Annotated in this window: 11 protein-coding genes; 6 read left to right on the forward strand and 5 right to left on the reverse strand. The window is 71.1% G+C overall.

From position 1 onward, the window contains the following. Positions 1 to 35 precede the first annotated feature (35 nt). The 3 genes from JTN19_RS06770 to JTN19_RS06780 are packed head-to-tail and all read left to right on the forward strand — an operon-like array spanning position 36 to position 4,643. Positions 36 to 1,355: a tetratricopeptide repeat protein gene (locus tag JTN19_RS06770; protein WP_206931144.1), complete on the forward strand. Its 1,320-nt coding sequence runs from the start codon at positions 36 to 38 to the stop codon at positions 1,353 to 1,355. Positions 1,356 to 1,403: 48 nt separating this feature from the next. Next, positions 1,404 to 3,065 carry a gamma-glutamyltransferase gene (gene ggt / locus JTN19_RS06775; RefSeq protein ID WP_242530922.1) on the forward strand — a complete coding sequence of 554 codons (1,662 nt, stop codon included), beginning with the start codon at positions 1,404 to 1,406 and terminating at the stop codon, positions 3,063 to 3,065. Positions 3,066 to 3,083: 18 nt separating this feature from the next. Then, positions 3,084 to 4,643: a D-aminopeptidase gene (locus tag JTN19_RS06780; protein ID WP_206931145.1), complete on the forward strand. Its 1,560-nt coding sequence runs from the start codon at positions 3,084 to 3,086 to the stop codon at positions 4,641 to 4,643. A gap of 7 nt (positions 4,644 to 4,650) precedes the next feature. On the opposite strand, the gene JTN19_RS06785 is transcribed toward JTN19_RS06780, so the two are convergent. Further along, positions 4,651 to 6,357, reverse strand: coding sequence for a solute carrier family 23 protein (locus JTN19_RS06785; protein ID WP_206931146.1), 1,707 nt, complete (start codon positions 6,355 to 6,357; stop codon positions 4,651 to 4,653). Positions 6,358 to 6,540: 183 nt separating this feature from the next. Between JTN19_RS06785 and JTN19_RS06790 the strand changes: the two genes are divergently transcribed. Genes JTN19_RS06790 through ppdK form a run of 3 tightly spaced genes read left to right on the forward strand, consistent with a single transcriptional unit; the run spans position 6,541 to position 12,217 of the window. Beyond that, positions 6,541 to 7,398 (forward strand): glycine--tRNA ligase subunit alpha, encoded by an 858-nt coding sequence (locus JTN19_RS06790; protein WP_456315792.1) that lies wholly within the window; start codon positions 6,541 to 6,543, stop codon positions 7,396 to 7,398. Then, the gene (glyS, locus tag JTN19_RS06795; protein WP_206931148.1) at positions 7,398 to 9,548 is read left to right on the forward strand and encodes a glycine--tRNA ligase subunit beta; all 2,151 of its coding nucleotides are present in this window, start codon (positions 7,398 to 7,400) and stop codon (positions 9,546 to 9,548) included. Before JTN19_RS06790 ends, glyS begins: the two co-directional genes overlap by 1 nt. After that, a complete protein-coding gene (ppdK, locus tag JTN19_RS06800) occupies positions 9,545 to 12,217 on the forward strand; it encodes a pyruvate, phosphate dikinase (protein WP_206931149.1) in 2,673 nt (890 codons plus the stop codon). Before glyS ends, ppdK begins: the two co-directional genes overlap by 4 nt. A 235-nt stretch (positions 12,218 to 12,452) precedes the next feature. Here the strand turns inward: ppdK and JTN19_RS06805 are convergent, their stop codons facing one another. The 4 genes from JTN19_RS06805 to JTN19_RS06820 are packed head-to-tail and all read right to left on the reverse strand — an operon-like array spanning position 12,453 to position 16,480. After that, positions 12,453 to 13,970 (reverse strand): amidohydrolase family protein, encoded by a 1,518-nt coding sequence (locus tag JTN19_RS06805; RefSeq protein WP_206931150.1) that lies wholly within the window; start codon positions 13,968 to 13,970, stop codon positions 12,453 to 12,455. Between the two features lie 11 nt (positions 13,971 to 13,981). Next, on the reverse strand, positions 13,982 to 14,749 hold the full coding sequence (locus tag JTN19_RS06810; protein WP_242530923.1) for an ABC transporter permease: 768 nt from the start codon (positions 14,747 to 14,749) through the stop codon (positions 13,982 to 13,984). Beyond that, positions 14,736 to 15,512, reverse strand: a complete 777-nt coding sequence (locus JTN19_RS06815; RefSeq protein ID WP_206931151.1) for an ATP-binding cassette domain-containing protein — start codon at positions 15,510 to 15,512, stop codon at positions 14,736 to 14,738. The genes JTN19_RS06810 and JTN19_RS06815 overlap by 14 nt, the downstream gene beginning before the upstream one ends. Beyond that, complete coding sequence (locus JTN19_RS06820; RefSeq protein ID WP_206931152.1) at positions 15,509 to 16,480, reverse strand: ABC transporter substrate-binding protein; 972 nt, start codon at positions 16,478 to 16,480, stop codon at positions 15,509 to 15,511. The genes JTN19_RS06815 and JTN19_RS06820 overlap by 4 nt, the downstream gene beginning before the upstream one ends. Between the last annotated feature and the right edge of the window lie 41 nt (positions 16,481 to 16,521).

The raw sequence follows: 16,521 nt of genomic DNA on the forward strand, positions 1-16,521 counted from the left end.
GCCAGAAAAGGCCACCCCAGAACGGAGAATTCGCCATGATCACCGACCGCCAGGGAATGCCGCTGGCCGGCGCCAACCTCGCCGCCGCCGCCCTCTTTGACGAGGCCTGCACGGGCTTCGCCCTCTACCACGGCGACCCTTTCGCGCAGCTTGACGCCGCGCGGAACGAGGCACCGGGCTTCCATCTCGCTTCCCTCATGCAGGGCTGGATGCTGGCCCTGGCGACCGAGCCCGAGGCAAGCCGCGCCGCCCGCGCGCTGCTGGACGGGCTGCGTGACGCGGCGCTCGATGCCCGCTCGGCGGGGCATGCGAGGGCACTCGACCTCGCGCTGCTGGGGGAGTGGAGTGCGGCCGCGCACGCGCTGGGCGAGCACCTGGTGGCCTTCCCGCGCGACCTCGCGGCCGTGCAGGCGGCCCATCTGATGGACTTCCTCCGCGCCGACGGCGTCGCCCTGCGCGACCGGATCGCGGCCCTGCTGCCGGCCTGGGCGGGCGTGCCGGGACGCTCCTTCCTGCTCGGCATGCTCGCCTTCGGGCTTGAGGAGATGGGCGAGTATGGCGCCGCCGAGGAGGCCGGCCGTGCGGCGGTGGACGCCGAGCCGCGCGACGTCTGGGCGCACCATGCCGTCGCGCATGTGATGGAGATGCAGGGCCGCGCCGCCGAGGGCCTCGCCTGGATCACCGGGCGGGCACCGCATTGGGCGGCCCCGGGCGGCTTCTTCCAGGTGCACAACTGGTGGCATCAGGCGCTCTGCCACATCGAGCTGGGTGAGGCGAAGGCCGCGCTCGAGCTGCATGACGGACCCATCCAGGGCGGGCACAACCCGGTGGCGCTCGACCTCGTGGACGGGGCGGCGCTGCTCTGGCGGCTCGATCTCGCGGGGGTGGAGGTCGGTTCGCGCTGGGAGGCGCTGTCGAACCTCTGGGCGTCGCACGCCGATGGCCGGCTCTACCCCTTCAACGACTGGCACGCGGCGATGGCGCATCTCGGCGCGGGGCGGATGGACCGGCTGGAGGCGCTGCGCGCCGCCATGCGCGACGCGGCGCGTGGCGAGGGCGAGACGGCGCGCTGGATCGCGACCACCGGCCTGCCGCTGCTGGAGGGCTTCGCCGCCTTCCACCGGGGTGCCCATGCCGAGGCGCTGCGCTGGCTGCGCGGTCTGGGCGAGATCAGGGGCCGGTTCGGCGGCAGCCACGCCCAGCGCGACGTGATCGGCTGGACGCTGGCCGAGGCGGCGCTGCGCGGCGGCGACCGCGCCCTGGCGGCGTCGGTGGGACGGGCGCGCCTCGCCCTTCGGCCGCACAGCCCGATCAATCAGGCGTTGCTGGACCGCGCGGTCGCGCTCGCTGCCTGAGCCCGCCCTCCCCTTGCCGGCGGCCCCCGCCCGCGCGACGCTTCCGCCATGAGCGATTGGCGCGCCCGCGCGGGCACCGTCTTCACCCCCACCAAGCAGCCCGCCCAAGGGGCGCGCGGCATGGTCGTCACCAACCACCCGGCCGCGAGCGCCGCCGGCGCGCAGATGCTGGCCGAGGGCGGCACGGCGGTGGATGCGGCGGTGGCGAGCCTTCTGGCGCTGACGGTGGTGGAGCCCATGATGGTGGGCGTCTTCGGCGGCGGCCTCATGCACATCGCCGACCCCGATGGCCGGCACGAGGTGCTGGACGGCATGGCCACCGCCCCCTTCGCCGCGCGGCCCGAGATGTTCGAGAACGCGCCGCCCACGGCGCAGACGGTCGGCGGGCGCAGCGTCTGCGTGCCGGCGAACCTGCTGGCCTGGGAGGCGGCGCTGGCCCGCCACGGCCGCTTCACGCTCGCCGATGTGGCCGAGCCCGCCATCCGCCTCGCGCGGCGGGGCTTCGCGGCCAGCGCCTATCTCAGCGAGTGCACGGCCGAGGTGGCGGTGGACCTCGCGCGCGATGCCGGCATGGCGCGCCTCTTCCTGCCCGACGGCAAGCCCATCGCCCCCGGCCAGCGCGTGGTGAACGCGGCGCTGGCCGAGACGCTGGAGGCCATCGCCAAGGAGGGTGCGGCCGCGCTGCACGAGGGCGATGTGGGCAGCTCCTGCGTCATGGACCTGGCGCGCAAGGGCGGGATGATCTCGACCGATGACCTGGCGGCCGCCCGCGTCATCCCCCGCGCGCCCGTCCATGGCAGCTATCGCGGCGTGGAGGTCTGGGGCCCGCCGCCGCCCTCGGCCGGCGGCGTGCACGTGCTGCAGATGCTGAACATGGTGGAAGGCTTCGACCTCGCGGCCCAGGGCTTCGGCACGGCCGAGAGCCTGCACCTGATGGCCGAGGCCATGCGGATGGCTTTCGCCGACCGCGCCGTCGCCACCGCCGACCCGGAGTTCGTGCCGGTGCCCGTGGCCCGCCTCATCGCCAAGGACTACGCCGCCGAACGCCGCGCCCTCTTCGACCCCGCGCGCAGCCGCGCCTGGACGGCCGGCCTGACGCCGGACCGCGAGAGCGCCAACACCACCCATGTGACCGTGGCGGATCACGAGGGGCGCATCGCCTGCTGCACGCACACCATCAACTCCCTGTTCGGCGCGCGCATCCTGCTGCGCGAGACGGGGCTGATCCCGAACAACTACATGGCGCTGTTCGACCCCGTGCCGGGTCGCGCGCAATCCATCGCGGCGGGCAAGCGCGTCACCACCTCCATGTCGCCCTTGATCCTGCGGCGCGGGGGCAAGCCCATCTTCGCGCTGGGCCTGCCGGGCGGCTTGCGGATCTTCCCCTCCACCTTCCAGGCGGTGGTGAACCTGCTGGACCATGGCATGTCGCTCCAGGAGGCGATGGAGGCGCCGCGCATCTGGACCAATGGCGGGCCGCTTGAGATGGAACCCGCCTTCGACGACGCCACCATCGCCGCGCTGCAAGCCCGCGGCCATGAGGTGCTGCGCCTGCCCCATGTGGCGGGCGGCATGTGCGGCATCGCCTTCCAGCCGGATGGCATGATGGAGGGCGCGGCCTGCTGGCGGGCCGATGGCGCGCCCGCGGCACTTTCGGGCGGCTGGGCGGCCTCCGGCGTGCGGTTCTGGCCGGATGCACGCCGCCACTGAATTGTGTACAGCAGCCGCATGCCGAACCTGCACGCCCGCCTGAACCGATTCGTGGAGTCACTCCCGCACACCCATCCCGGGCCGGGCGGGGCCATCGCGGTGCTGCGCGCGGGCGAGGTGCTGGTGCGCCACGCCTGGGGCTTCGCCAATGCCGAGCGCCGCATCCCCTTCACGCCGCGCACCCTCTTCCGCATGTGCTCCATCACCAAGCAGTTCACCTGCGGCACGGTGCTGGAGGCGGTGGAGGATCTGTCCGCGCTGGACGCGCCCCTGCGCGCGCGCCTGCCGCTGCTGGAGGGGGCGGCCCCGTCCATCCTGGATCTCTGCCACAACCAGTCCGGCCTGCGGGACTATTGGGCCGTGGCCATGCTGCACGGCTCGCCCGCCGAGGCGCCCTTCGGCGATGTGGAGGCCGCGCGCGTCATCGGCGGCACGCGCAGCCTGCATTTCGCCCCCGGCACGCGCTATTCCTATGTGAACCAGAATTTCCGCCTGCTGTCGGACCTGGTGGAGAACCACACCGGCCGCGGCTTCGCGGAATTGCTGCGCCGCTACATCTTCGACCGCGCGGGCATGGAGGGCGCCTTCCTCGCCGCCGACACCCGCGCCATGCCCGACGGTACCGAGGGCTATGAGGGCAACCCCGTCTCGGGCTTCCGCGCGGCCGAGAACCGCATCCTCTGGACCGGCGATGCGGCGTTGGGCGCCACCTTGGACGACATGATCGCCTGGGAACGCTACATTGACGCCACGCGCGAGGCGCCGCGCGGCCTCTACAACCGCCTCTCTGCCCCCGTGCATTTCGCGGGCGGGGAAGAGGCGCCCTATGGGTTCGGCCTGGGCCGCGGCCGGGAATTCGGCATGGCGGTGACGGGCCATGGCGGCGCGCTGCGCGGCTGGCGCAGCCACCGCCTGCATGTGGCCGAGGCGCGCATCTCCGTGGTCGTCATGTTCAACCATTTCGCCGATGCCCAGGCCGCGGCGCTCGACGCGCTGGCCGCCGTGCTGGGCGAGGAACGCCCCCGCCCCGGCCCGCTGGAAGGCCCCGGCCCCGACTGGCTCGGCGCCTATCTGGAACCCGAGAGCGGGTTGGCCGTGCGGCTGGACGCGCCGGGCGGCGCCATCCGCCTGCGCTTCGGCCATGGGCCGGAGCGGCTGGAGATGCTGCCCGAGGGCGGCGCCACAAATGGCCGCACCCGCCTCCGCCCTGCCGCCGACGGGCTCTGGATGGACCGCCCGCAGGAGAACATGTCCACCCGCCTCGAACCCCTGCGCGGCGAATCCCGCATGGACATCGAGGGCCGCTTCCGCTGCGAGGAACTCGACGCGGAACTCTGGGTGACCCAGGCCGGCGGCGCCCCCTATGGCGGCTTCTCGGGCTTCCTGGGCCAGGGGCGGATGGAATTGCTGGAACCCATCGGCCCCGATGTCTGGGCCCTGCCCTGCCCGCGCGCCCTGGACCACACGCCGCCCGGCGACTGGACGCTGCATTTCCGCCGTGATGGCGGCGGCGTGGCGACAGAGGTGGTGGTGGGCTGCTGGCTGGCGCGCGGGCTGCGCTACCGGCGCATCGGATAGGGCTTCCCTATTCGCTGAACTCCAGCACCAGCTGCGAACCCTGCGGCAGGGCGCGGGGCACGCAGGCATCGGCCTCGCGCGCGGCCAGCCACATGGCGAAGGCCTCCCTCGCATCATCCTCGCCGGCCGCGACGTCATGGGCCTTGGGGTCCCGCGCGGGGCGCGGCAGGGGCGCGCCGGCGTGACGGAGCAGGAGGCGCACGCGGTTGTCGGCGACGCGCATCTCGGCCTCCAGCTGCGCCACCCCGCGCGCGGCCAGGATCTCGCCCACCTCGATCGCGGCATGGCCGGCCGCCTCGGCCGTGGCGCGGCGCAGGCCGAAGGCGCCGGCCGAGGCGGTGACGAACCGGTCCAGCGCGCGCGGCGCGCTCTCGTCGAGGGTGATCACCGCCTCTGTCCGCCGCGTCACCAACGGCAAGGTCAGCACATGCACGCCGAGGGAGACGAGGAAGCCCAGCGTCACCGGGCCCAGCAGCGCCGCGGGCAGCAGGGCCGCCAGATGCTCCCGCGCCAGCAGGTCCAGGAAGGCGGCGCTGAGGCCGAGGCCGACCACGCAGGTCCGTCGCTTGTCCAGCACGCGCCCCGCGATCTGCTGCACGCCCGAACCCAGCATGAAGCAGGCGATGAACAGCAGCATGGCCGCGGAGACCGGCGCGGGCAGCAGCAGCAGATGGCCGATGAGCCAGGGCGAACAGGCCAGCCCCACCAGGATGGCCAGGTTCACCCAGATGATGCGCCGCGACATCAGCCGGGTGGCGGCCGTGAGCCCGACGCCGCCGGCCGAGGTGGTGGCCACCATCCCCCCCAGCGCCCCGGCCGAGACCAGGCCCAGCGAGGTCGCGACGAAGGAGCGCTGCAGCGGCCCCGGGTCGGGCTTCAGCCAATCCGCGTTGCCCAGGCGCTGCAGCGTCAGCACATTGGCGAGCACGCCGGGCAGCAGCCCCACCGAGATCACGAGGAAGGCCAGGGTCACGTCCAGCCGAAACTCCGTCACCGGCGGGAACGCCAGCTGGGGAGGGGAGAAAAGCGGCTGCTCCCACAGCTCGGCCAGGATGGCCGAGGCCGGCGTCCATGCCGCGAGGGCGATGACGCTGCCCACGCCGCCCCCCAGCAGCAGGCCGAAGGAGGCGAAGCGCCAATTCGCCACATTGGCCACCACGATGCCCAGCAGCACCAGCACGGCGAAGCCGCTGACCCAGGGATCGGCCGGGCTGCGGAGGCCCATCTCGGCCGCCACGGGCAACAGGCTCATGCCCAGCACGAAGGAGACGACGCCCGCCACCTCCACCGGCAGGCGGCGCAGCAATCCGGGCAGCAGCAGCACGAGGGCGAGGCCGCCCAGCCCGGCCAGGATGATGGAGGGTGCCGCCTGGCCCGGGGTGAGGCTGAAGGCGGCCAGCCCCACATAGCTCGACATCGCGACCGGCGCGGGAATGCAGCTCAGCGGATAGCCCGACCCGATGGGCCCGCGCGACATCGTGTGCAGCGCCGTGGTCACGGCCATCGCGAGCAGGGTCAGCGACAGGAACTGGACCGTCGCCACCGCATCGAGGTCCAGCGCCCGCGCCACCGCCAGGGGCAGGAGGAGATAGACGGCCTGCACCGACAGATGCTGCAAGGCCAGCCCGACGGCGATGCCGGCCGGCACCGTGTCCGAGGGCGCGGCCAGAAGGTCCGGCGGCGGGCGGACACGATGGTCGCGGCGGCGGTCCATCCACGCCGGAAAGTGCAGCCGGCGACGCGCACGCCGTTTCATCGAAGTCACGCTCATGGACGATATGCTTGCGCTGATCTCCGTGAAAGGCGAGAGCAGAATAGGATTCGCGGCCACAACTTCCCGCTCTGCGAGGGGTTGAGTATGCTGCGCTGCAACGCCGTTGCCCGGATTGAAATGACCTTGACCCGCCCCCTGTCTTTCCAGGACATCATCCTGCGCCTGCACGCCTTCTGGTCGGCGCAGGGCTGCCTCATCCTCCAGCCCTATGACATGGAGATGGGCGCCGGCACCTTCCACCCGGCCACCACCCTGCGCGCGCTGGGCCCGACGCCCTGGAGTGCCGCCTATGTGCAGCCTTCCCGCCGCCCGTCGGATGGGCGCTATGGCGAGAACCCGAACAGGCTGCAGCACTACTACCAGTACCAGGTGATCCTGAAGCCCAGCCCGCGCGACCCGCAGGCGCTGCTGATGGACAGCTACCGGGCACTCGGCCTCGACCCCGCGCTGCACGACATCCGCTTCGTGGAGGATGACTGGGAGAGCCCCACGCTCGGCGCCTGGGGCCTGGGCTGGGAGGTCTGGTGCGACGGCATGGAGGTGACGCAGTTCACCTATTTCCAGCAGGTCGGCGGCATCGCCTGCGAGGTGCCCTCCTGCGAGCTGACCTACGGCCTCGAACGCCTGGCCATGTACATCCAGGGCGTCGAGAACGTGTACGATCTGCGCTTCAACGACGCGGGCGTGACCTATGGCGAGGTGTTCCTCCGCGCCGAACGCGAATACTCCGCCCACAACTTCGAACATGCCGACGTGGCGCTGCTGAAGCGCCAGTTCGAGGAGGCCGAGCAGGAATGCAACGCGCTGGTGGCGCAGAAGCTCGCCCTGCCCGCCTATGACCACTGCATCAAGGCCAGCCACCGCTTCAACCTGCTGGATGCGCGCGGCGCCATCAGCGTGACCGAGCGCGCCGCCTATATCGGCCGCGTGCGGAATTTGGCGAAGGCCTGTTGCGAGACCTGGCTGGAGGGCGCCGCTTGATGGCCGAGCTTCTGATCGAACTCGTCACCGAGGAAATTCCGGCGCGGATGCAGGCGCGGGCGGCCGACGACCTGTGCCGCCTCGCCGCCGCCGCCCTCGCGCCGCTGATGACGGTGGCGCCTCAGGGCTTCCACGGGCCGCGCCGCATCGGGCTGGTGGGCGAAATGGCGCTCTCGGCCGAGACGCCGGCCAAGGAGGAACGCGGGCCCCGCCTCGGCGCGCCCGAACAGGCGCTGGCCGGCTTCCTCAAGAAACACAACGCGACGCGCGAGCAACTGGTCGAGCAGAACGGCTTCCTGGTGCTGGTGAAGCCCGGCGAGACCATCACCGCCGAGGCGCTGCTGGCCCGCGCCCTGCCGGACCTGCTGTGGTCCTTCCCCTGGCCCAAATCCATGCGCTGGGGCACCAGCCAATTGACCTGGGTGCGGCCCCTGCAACGGGTGCTCTGCCTGCTGGACGGGCGTTCGGTGCCGGTGGCGCTGGCGCGCGGCGAGGACGGCGCGCATGGGCTGGTGGGTGCGGCCATCAGCGAGGGCCATCGCGTCCATGCGCCCGGCCCCTTCCCCGTGACCTCGGCCGCCGAGCACGAGGCGGAATTGCGCGAACGCTTCGTGCTGCGCGACGCGGGCGCGCGCATGGCCGTGATCCGCGAGGGCATCACGGCGCTCGCCGCCGCGGAGGGGCTGGAGGTGGTGCCCGATGAAGGCCTGCTGGCCGAGGTGGCGGGCCTGGTCGAATGGCCCGTGCCGCTGCTGGGCCGCATTGACGACGCCTTCATGGACCTGCCGCCCGAGGTGATGCGGACCTCCATGCGCGTGAACCAGCGCTACTTCGCGCTGCGCCACCCGGACGGCCGCGCCGCGCCGCGCTTCGCGCTGGTGGCGAACATCGCGGCCAGCGATGGCGGGGCCGCGCTGGTGGCGGGCAATGAGCGCGTGCTGCGCGCGCGCCTGTCCGATGCGCGCTTCTTCTGGGACCAGGACCGCAAGCAGAAGCTGGAAGATTTTTTGCCGAAGCTGGAGGACGTGACCTTCCACGCCAAGCTCGGCACGCAGCGGCAGCGGGTGGAGCGGCTGGTGCGGCTGGCGGGGCACCTGGCGCCGCTGGTGGGCGCCGATGTGGCGCTGGCCGAGCGCGCGGCGCTGCTGTGCAAGGCGGATTTGGCCTCGGGCATGGTGGGCGAATTTCCAGAGCTTCAGGGCGTCATGGGCGGCTACTACGCCCGCGCTCAGGGGGAGGATGCGCGGGTGGCCGACGCCATCGCGCAGCATTACCGCCCGCTGGGCCCGACCGATGCGGTGCCGACGGAGCCCGTGGCGGTCGCGGTGGCGCTGGCGGACAAGCTGGACCAGCTGGCGGGCTTCTTCGCGGTGGATGAGCGGCCGACGGGCTCGGGCGACCCCTATGCGCTGCGGCGGGCGGCGCTGGGGGTGATCCGGATGGTGCGGGAGAATGGGCTGCGGCTGAACCTCGCTGATGTGATGGGCGAGGCCTTCTTCGGCTTCCCCCAATCCACCGGCACCACCGCCCGCCCGGAATTCGGCATGTCCGTCGCCACCGAGCGGATGAAGGCGGGCGCGCCCCCCGAGGGCCGGCACCCGCCCATGGTCGCGGCCTTCGCGGGCGGCGTGCTCGACTTCCTGCTGGACCGCCTCCGCGTCCAGCTCCGCGCCGAGGGTGCCCGCCACGACCTCGTGGCCGCCTCCATCGGGGAGGATGACGACATCACCCGCATCCTTTCCCGCGCGGCGGCGTTGCAATCCCTGATGGACACCGAAGCCGGGAAAAACCTGCTCGCGGCCTATAAGCGCGCGCAAAACATCCTCCGCATCGAGGACAAGAAGGACGGGCCCCACCAGGGCCCGGTGGACGAGGCCGCGCTGGAGGCGCCGGAGGAACGCGCGCTGAACGCGGCGCTGACCCAGGCCGAGGGGGCCGTAAAGGCCGCCCTCGCGGCAGAGGACTTCCCCGCCGCCATGGCGGCCCTGGCCGCGCTTCGCGCCCCCACCGATGATTTCTTCGAGAAGACGCTGGTCAATGACCCCGCCTTCCGGAAAAACCGTTTACGGCTACTCTCAAGGCTGCGCTCGGCCATGGACCGCGTGGCCGACCTGTCGAAAATCGAAGCTCAAGGGAACATGTCCGCATGACGCAGTGGGTCTACAGCTTCGGCGCCGGCCGCAATGAGGGCCGCGCGGACATGCGCAACCTCCTGGGCGGCAAGGGCGCCAACCTGGCCGAGATGGCCAGCATCGGCCTGCCCGTGCCCCCCGGCTTCACCATCACGACCGAGGTCTGCACCCACTACTATGCCAATGGCGAGCAATACCCGGGCGAACTCCAGGCCCAGGTGCGCGCGGCGCTCGCCCGCGTGGAGGACGCCGTTGGCCTGAAATTCGGTGACACGGACAAGCCGCTGCTCGTCTCCGTGCGCTCCGGCGCGCGGGTTTCCATGCCGGGCATGATGGACACGGTGCTGAACCTCGGCCTGAACGACGCGACGGTGGAAGGCCTGGCGCGGGCCAGCGGCGATGAACGCTTCGCCTGGGACAGCTACCGCCGCTTCATCCAGATGTTCGGCGGCGTGGTGCTGGGCGTGGACCATCACCGCTTCGAGGAAATCATCGAGGGCGTGAAGCTCGACCGCGGCGTAATCGAGGACACGGCGCTGACCGCCGAGGACTGGAAGACCGTCATCGCCGGCTACAAGGACGCCGTGCAGGAAGCGACCGGCAACCCCTTCCCGCAGGAGCCCGAGGCCCAGCTCTGGGCCGCCATCGGCGCCGTCTTCGGGTCCTGGATGAACCAGCGCGCCATCACCTATCGCCGCCTGCACGACATCCCGGCCGAATGGGGCACGGCGGTGAACGTCCAGGCCATGGTCTTCGGCAACATGGGCGAGGATTGCGCGACGGGCGTCTGCTTCACGCGCGACCCGTCCACGGGCGAGGACATCTTCTACGGCGAATACCTGGTGAACGCGCAGGGCGAGGATGTGGTGGCCGGCATCCGCACGCCGCAGCCCATGTCCAAGCTGCGCGCCAAGCCCGGCGAGCGCCCGATGGAAGAGGTGATGCCCGCCGCCTATGCCGAGCTGGTCCGCGTCCGCGAGACGCTGGAAAAGCACTACAAGGACATGCAGGACATCGAGTTCACGGTCCAGCAGAACAAGCTCTACATGCTGCAGACGCGCAACGGGAAGCGCACCGCGGCCGCCAGCCTCAAGATCGCGGTGGACATGTGCCGCGAGGGGCTGATTGACCAGAGCGAGGCCATCAAGCGCGTCGCGCCCGGCTCGCTCGACCAGCTTCTCCACCCGACGCTGGACCCGAAGGCGCCGCGCAAGCTGCTCTCCAAGGGCCTGCCGGCCTCGCCGGGGGCCGCTTGCGGCGTGGTGGTGTTCAGCGCCGATGAGGCGGAGCTGCGCGCGCGCGAGGGCGAGAGCGTCATCCTCGTCCGCATCGAAACCAGCCCCGAGGACATCCACGGGATGCACGCCGCCCGCGGCATCCTGACCACCCGCGGCGGCATGACCAGCCACGCGGCGGTCGTCGCCCGAGGCATGGGCCGGCCCTGCGTGGCGGGTGCGGGCGGCATCACGGTGGACTACACCGCCCAGGCGCTCTCCGCCGGCGGGCACATCATCCGCGCGGGCGAGACCATCACACTGGATGGCGCGACGGGCGAGATCTTCATCGGCTCCGTCGCCATGATCGAACCCCAGCTCTCCGGTGACTTCGCCGCGCTGATGGAATGGGCCGACCAGGTGCGCCGCATGAAGGTGCGCGCCAATGCCGAGACGCCGCTGGACGCCGAAACCGCGCGCAAGTTCGGCGCGGAGGGCATCGGCCTCTGCCGCACCGAGCACATGTTCTTCGACCCCGAGCGCATCGGCGCCGTGCGGCAGATGATCATGTCCGAGCACGAGACCGGCCGCCGCGCCGCACTCGCCAAGCTGCTGCCCTTCCAGCGCCAGGACTTCCACGACCTGTTCCGCATCATGGCCGGCCTGCCGGTGACGATCCGCCTGCTCGACCCGCCGCTGCACGAATTCCTGCCGCACAGCGACGCCGAGATCGCGGAGGTGGCCGAGGGCCTGGGGGTGGACGTGGTGGCCATGCAGCGCCGGGCCGCGGACCTGTCGGAAGCCAACCCCATGCTCGGCCATCGCGGCTGCCGCCTGGGCATCTCCTACCCCGAGATCTACGAGATGCAGGCCCGCGCCATTTTCGAGGCCGCGGTGCAGGTGGCCAAGGAAACCGGCGCGGCCCCGGTGCCCGAGATCATGATCCCGCTGGTGATGACCAAGCGCGAGCTCGACATCACCCGCGCCCAGGTGGACCGCATGGCCGCCGAGGTCTTCGCGGAATCCGGCACCACCATCGAATACCTAGTGGGCACCATGATCGAGCTGCCGCGCGCGGCCCTCACCGCCAACCAGATCGCCGAAAGCGCCGACTTCTTCAGCTTCGGCACGAACGACCTGACGCAGACGGTCTTCGGCCTCTCGCGCGACGACGCCGGCAAGTTCCTGCCCTCCTACGTCGAGAAGAACATCCTGCCGAAGGACCCGTTCGTGTCGCTGGACGTCGAAGGCGTGGGCGCGCTGGTCGAGATCGCGGCGCAACGCGGGCGGAGCGTGAAGAACGGCCTCAAGCTCGGCATCTGCGGCGAGCATGGCGGCGACCCGGCCTCCATCCAGTTCTGCGAAACCGTGGGGCTGGAATACGTCTCCTGCTCGCCCTACCGCGTGCCCGTCGCACGCCTGGCGGCCGCCCAGGCCGCGCTCCACGCGGGCGGGGTGGACCGGACGGCCTGAGGGGGCGCTGCGGGGAGGGCGCCGCCCTCCCCGCACCCCTCCCGCCGAGGGCCCAGGCCCTCGGAACCCTTTGACTTAATGGGTATTCGGAGGGAGGGGCATAGCGTGCCCTGGATCGAACGCGCACCCGTGACGCCCCTCCCTCCGAATACCCACTGAATCGAACGGGGTCAGGGGCCCACGGCCCCTGGCGGGGGTGGTCTGGCGGGGGCGGCAGCCCCTGCCAGCGCGCCCCTCAGACCCCCGACCCCGGCGCGTCGCAGAGGTAGCGGTTCAGGTGGTAGGGCTGGGCGGCCAGGCCGGGGCAGAAGCTCGACACCACGGGTTCCAGCTTGTCGTAGAGGTGGCGCATGGCGGTGCTGGCTTCCTCCAGGCGGGCGCGGGCGGCCTCGGCCTGGGCAGCCAGTTTGGCGATGTCGAGCTTCGTGTGCCTGCGGTCATAGTAGACGAAGTCGCCGCCGATCATGACGTGGCGCACCCCGGTCGCGTCCTCGGCATGGACGATCTGGTTGACCGTCCAGTTGTGCGGAATCCAGGAGAGGCTGTTCAGGTCCAGGAAGACGATGTCCGCCTTCATCCCCGGCGCGATGGCGCCGACATCGGTGAAGCCCAGCGCGCGGGCCGAGCCCTGGGTGCCGGCCTTGTAGACCTCCTCCACGCTGGCCCAGGTGCGGGGGTCCGGGGACTGCACCTTGCTGACCATGGAGGCGTAGCGCAGCGCCTCATACATGTTCCCGTTGTCGGAGCAGTTCACGCCATCCGTGCCGATGCCGACATTCACGCCGAGATCCAGCGCGCGGCGCAGCCGGAACATCCCGTTGCCCAGGCGCATGTTGGAACCCGGGTTGTGCGCCAGCGCGCCGCCGCGGTCGCGCATCAGCTTCAGGTCGTCATCATCGAGCCAGATGGCATGGGCCGCGGTGAAGTTCTCATCCACCAGGCCGAGGTGGTCCATGTGCTGCAGCAGGGTGCGCCCATAGCGCTTGATGCCGGTGATGGCCTGCACCTTGCTTTCGCCCACATGGCTGTGCAGCCCCACGCCGTGGTCCTTGGCCAGCTTCATGCACCCACACAGGAAGGCGTCGGAGCAGTGGTGCGGGATTGTGGGGGCGACGGCCGCGCGGATGTCCGCGGCATTCCAGCGCCAGTTCTTCAGGATGCCGGACATGGCGGCCAGCGTTTCCTCGGCCGGGCGCAGGCGCAGCGCCTCCACATCCTTCTGCAGGCCAGGTGGCAGGGCCTCCATCAGGCCGGGGATCGCTTCATACATGGTGCGGTCGGCCACCATGGGCGCGACGACGGCGCGCATGCCCACCTCCGCATAGGCCTCGGCCACGGCATCCAGCCCCTCGCGCGAGGGCAGCGGGAATTCGTAATAGAGGTCATAGGCCGCGGTGCAGCCCTTCGCCACCATCTCGGCCGCGCAGATGAGGGTGGAGAGCTTCTTGTCTTCGAGGTTGCGCCCGCCCGAGATCCAGGGGCCGGCGGCCAGGAGCAGTTCCAACGTCCACTTGTCGCCCTGCCCGCGCGCCAGGCCGCCATGGCCGTGGGTGTGCGCGTTGATGAGGCCGGGGTGGATCACCATGCCGGCCGCGTCCACCACCTCGGCGCCCTCGGGGGCCGCCAGGCCCACGCCCACCTCGCGGATCACGCCGTCCTGGATCAGCACATCGGTCGGTTCGGCGCGGCGCAGGGCAGGGTCGGCCAGGCGCGCGCCGCGGATGATGGTGAAGCCGGGTTTCATGGTGGCCATGCTGCGTTTCCTCAGGCGGCGGGGATGTTGGTCTGGCTGGAGCTGGACCAGGGGAAGAGTATGCGCTCCATCAGCCCCACAAGGGCAAACAGCGTCATCCCCATCAGGGCCAGGATGACGACGGCGGCGAAGGCGAGCGGCGTGCGGAAGAAGGCCATGGAGGTCTGGATCAGGTAGCCCAGCCCCGCATCGGCCCCCACGAATTCGGCCACGACCGCGCCCACCACGGAAAGTGCGGCCGCCACCTTCAGCCCGCCGAAGACAAAGGGCACGGCATAGGGCAGCCGGATGCGCAGCATCTGCTGCACCCGCCCCGCGCGGCAGGCCCGGCCGAGTTCGATGAGTTCGGGCGGCGCCGCCAGCAGCCCCGCGACACTCGCCACCACCAGCGGGAAGAAGGCGACGAGGAAGGTCACGATCACGCGCGGCACCTCGTTGGCGCCCAGCGCCACGATCAGGATGGGCGCCAGCGCCACCTTCGGAATGGACTGCGTGATGACCAGCAGCGGATAGATGGCCGCCGAGATCACCGGCGAGGAGGCGATCGCCATCGCCAGCGGCAGCGAGATCAGCACCGCCGCCGCGAAGCCCAGCAGCACCGTCTGCAAGGTGGCCAGCGTGTGGTTCAGGATGGCGCCGCGGATGGTCCAGGCCTCGGAGGCGATGACGCTCGGCGCCGGCAGCAGGAATTCGCGGATGCCGAAGGCCTGCACGCTGCCCTCCCACAGCACGAAGAGCAGGATCACGGCGATGGGGCCGGAGAGATTAGGCCGCGCCATGGGCCACCTCCTTCTTCGCGTAGATCAGGGCGCGGATGCGCTGGGCGGCCTCGTGGAACTGGGGTGTGCCCTCCTGCGCGAAGTCGCGCGGGCGGGGCAGCCCCACCTCGATGATGTCCGCGATCCGGCCCGGGCGGGGGCTCATCACCACCACGCGGTCGGCCAGCAGCACGGCCTCGCTGATGGAGTGCGTCACGAACAGCACCGCGGCCCCCGTCTCGGCCCAGATGCGCAGAAGTTCGATGGACATCTCCTCGCGCGTCAGCGCGTCCAGCGCGCCGAAGGGCTCGTCCATCAGCAACACGCGGGGCTGTTGCAGCAGGGCGCGGCAGATGGCGACGCGCTGCTGCATGCCGCCCGACAACTCGCGCGGCAGCTTGGTCTCGAAGCCCGCCAGGCCCGCCTTCGCCAGCAGGGCGCGCGCATCCTCCTCGGTGCGCGAGGTGGCCTTGCCCATCAGCCGCAGCGGGAAGGTCACGTTGCGCAGCACATCGGCCCAGGGCAGCAGGGTGGGCGCCTGGAAGACCATGGCGGTGTCGGCGCGCGGCTCGGTCACCAGCTCGCCCCCTACCTCGACGCGGCCGAGGCTGACGGGCACCAGCCCCGCCACCAGCCGCAGCAGCGTGGACTTGCCGCAGCCCGATGCGCCCACGATGGCCACGAACTCGCCAGGGGCCACGCGCAGCGTGATGTCCGACAGCGCCTCCACGCGGCCGCCATCGCGGCCGCGGAAGGTCTTGCCCACGCCCGAGAGCAGGATCACGGCAGGAAGTTCGTGGTGATGAAGCTGGTGGGGTTGATGGTCGCTGGGTCGATCTGCTGGCTTTCCGCCACATTGCGCCAGGTGAAGGCCAGGCGGTCATTCTCCCAGCGGCCGAAGCCCGTGGCGCGCTGGTGGTCGTTGAAGACGTAGGTCATGGTGGCGCGCAGGCTGCCCTCGCAATCATCCTGCGCCACCTCGGGGTTGCGGGTCACGTGCAGGCGGCAGGCCTCGGCCTGGTTGTCGCGCGCCCATTCGAAGCTGCGCTGCGCGCCCTGCACGAAGCGGCGCACGAGGTCCGGGTTCTGCTGGATCAGCGCATCGGTCGCGACCAGGCCCGTCGAGTAGATGGCGAAGCCCGTCTCCACGAAGGGCAGGGCCACGATCTCCTGCCCCGCCCGCTGCGCCGCCTTGTTCTGGTAGTAGTGATGGATGGCGAAGAAGGGCGCGGCATCCACCCGGCGCGAGATCAGCATGGCCGCCATGGCGGAAGCATCCATGTTCACCCAGGTGATGCTGTCCGCATTGCCGCCCGCGCGGCGCATCACCTCGGGGAAATAGAGACGGTGGGAATTGCCGGGCGTGATGGAGATGCGCCGCCCCTCCAGCTGCCGGAAATTCGTGATGTTGCTCGACCGCAGCACGAACATGGAATGCGGCGAATGCGTGTAGACCTGCATCACCGTGGTCACGGGCACGTTCTGCCGCGCGTGCGCCACCATCAGCGCGCCGATATCGGCCACGCCGAACTGCGCCGCGCCATTGGCCAGCTTGTTGATGGTGTCGCCCGAGCCGAAGCCGCGCGTCAGCGAGAGGTCAATGCCCAGCTCCCGCCAGATGCCGCGCTGGGCGCCGGCGAAATAGGCGGCATGCTCCCCGGTCGGGATCCAGTCGAGCTGGAGAAGGGCGCGGTCCTGCGCCTGGGCGGGAAGGGCGAGCAGGCTCGCCAGCATCGCGAGAACATAACGCATCGCATCGCTCCTCGATGGCCGGCGGTGCCGGACATGGATGG

Source organism: Roseococcus thiosulfatophilus (assembly GCF_017311575.1).
Classification (GTDB): Bacteria; Pseudomonadota; Alphaproteobacteria; order Acetobacterales; family Acetobacteraceae; genus Roseococcus; species Roseococcus thiosulfatophilus.

Bases quoted from the DNA above. Each gene is read 5' to 3' on its own strand.
- JTN19_RS06785 (WP_206931146.1), bottom strand. From the start codon at position 6,357: ATGGACCGCCGCCGCGACCATCGTGTCCGCCCGCCGCCGGACCTTCTG.
- JTN19_RS06810 (WP_242530923.1), bottom strand. From the start codon at position 14,749: ATGGCGCGGCCTAATCTCTCCGGCCCCATCGCCGTGATCCTGCTCTTC.
- JTN19_RS06820 (WP_206931152.1), bottom strand. From the start codon at position 16,480: ATGCGTTATGTTCTCGCGATGCTGGCGAGCCTGCTCGCCCTTCCCGCC.
- glyS (WP_206931148.1), top strand. From the start codon at position 7,398: ATGGCCGAGCTTCTGATCGAACTCGTCACCGAGGAAATTCCGGCGCGG.
- JTN19_RS06770 (WP_206931144.1), top strand. From the start codon at position 36: ATGATCACCGACCGCCAGGGAATGCCGCTGGCCGGCGCCAACCTCGCC.
- JTN19_RS06780 (WP_206931145.1), top strand. From the start codon at position 3,084: ATGCCGAACCTGCACGCCCGCCTGAACCGATTCGTGGAGTCACTCCCG.
- JTN19_RS06805 (WP_206931150.1), bottom strand. From the start codon at position 13,970: ATGGCCACCATGAAACCCGGCTTCACCATCATCCGCGGCGCGCGCCTG.
- ppdK (WP_206931149.1), top strand. From the start codon at position 9,545: ATGACGCAGTGGGTCTACAGCTTCGGCGCCGGCCGCAATGAGGGCCGC.
- ggt (WP_242530922.1), top strand. From the start codon at position 1,404: ATGAGCGATTGGCGCGCCCGCGCGGGCACCGTCTTCACCCCCACCAAG.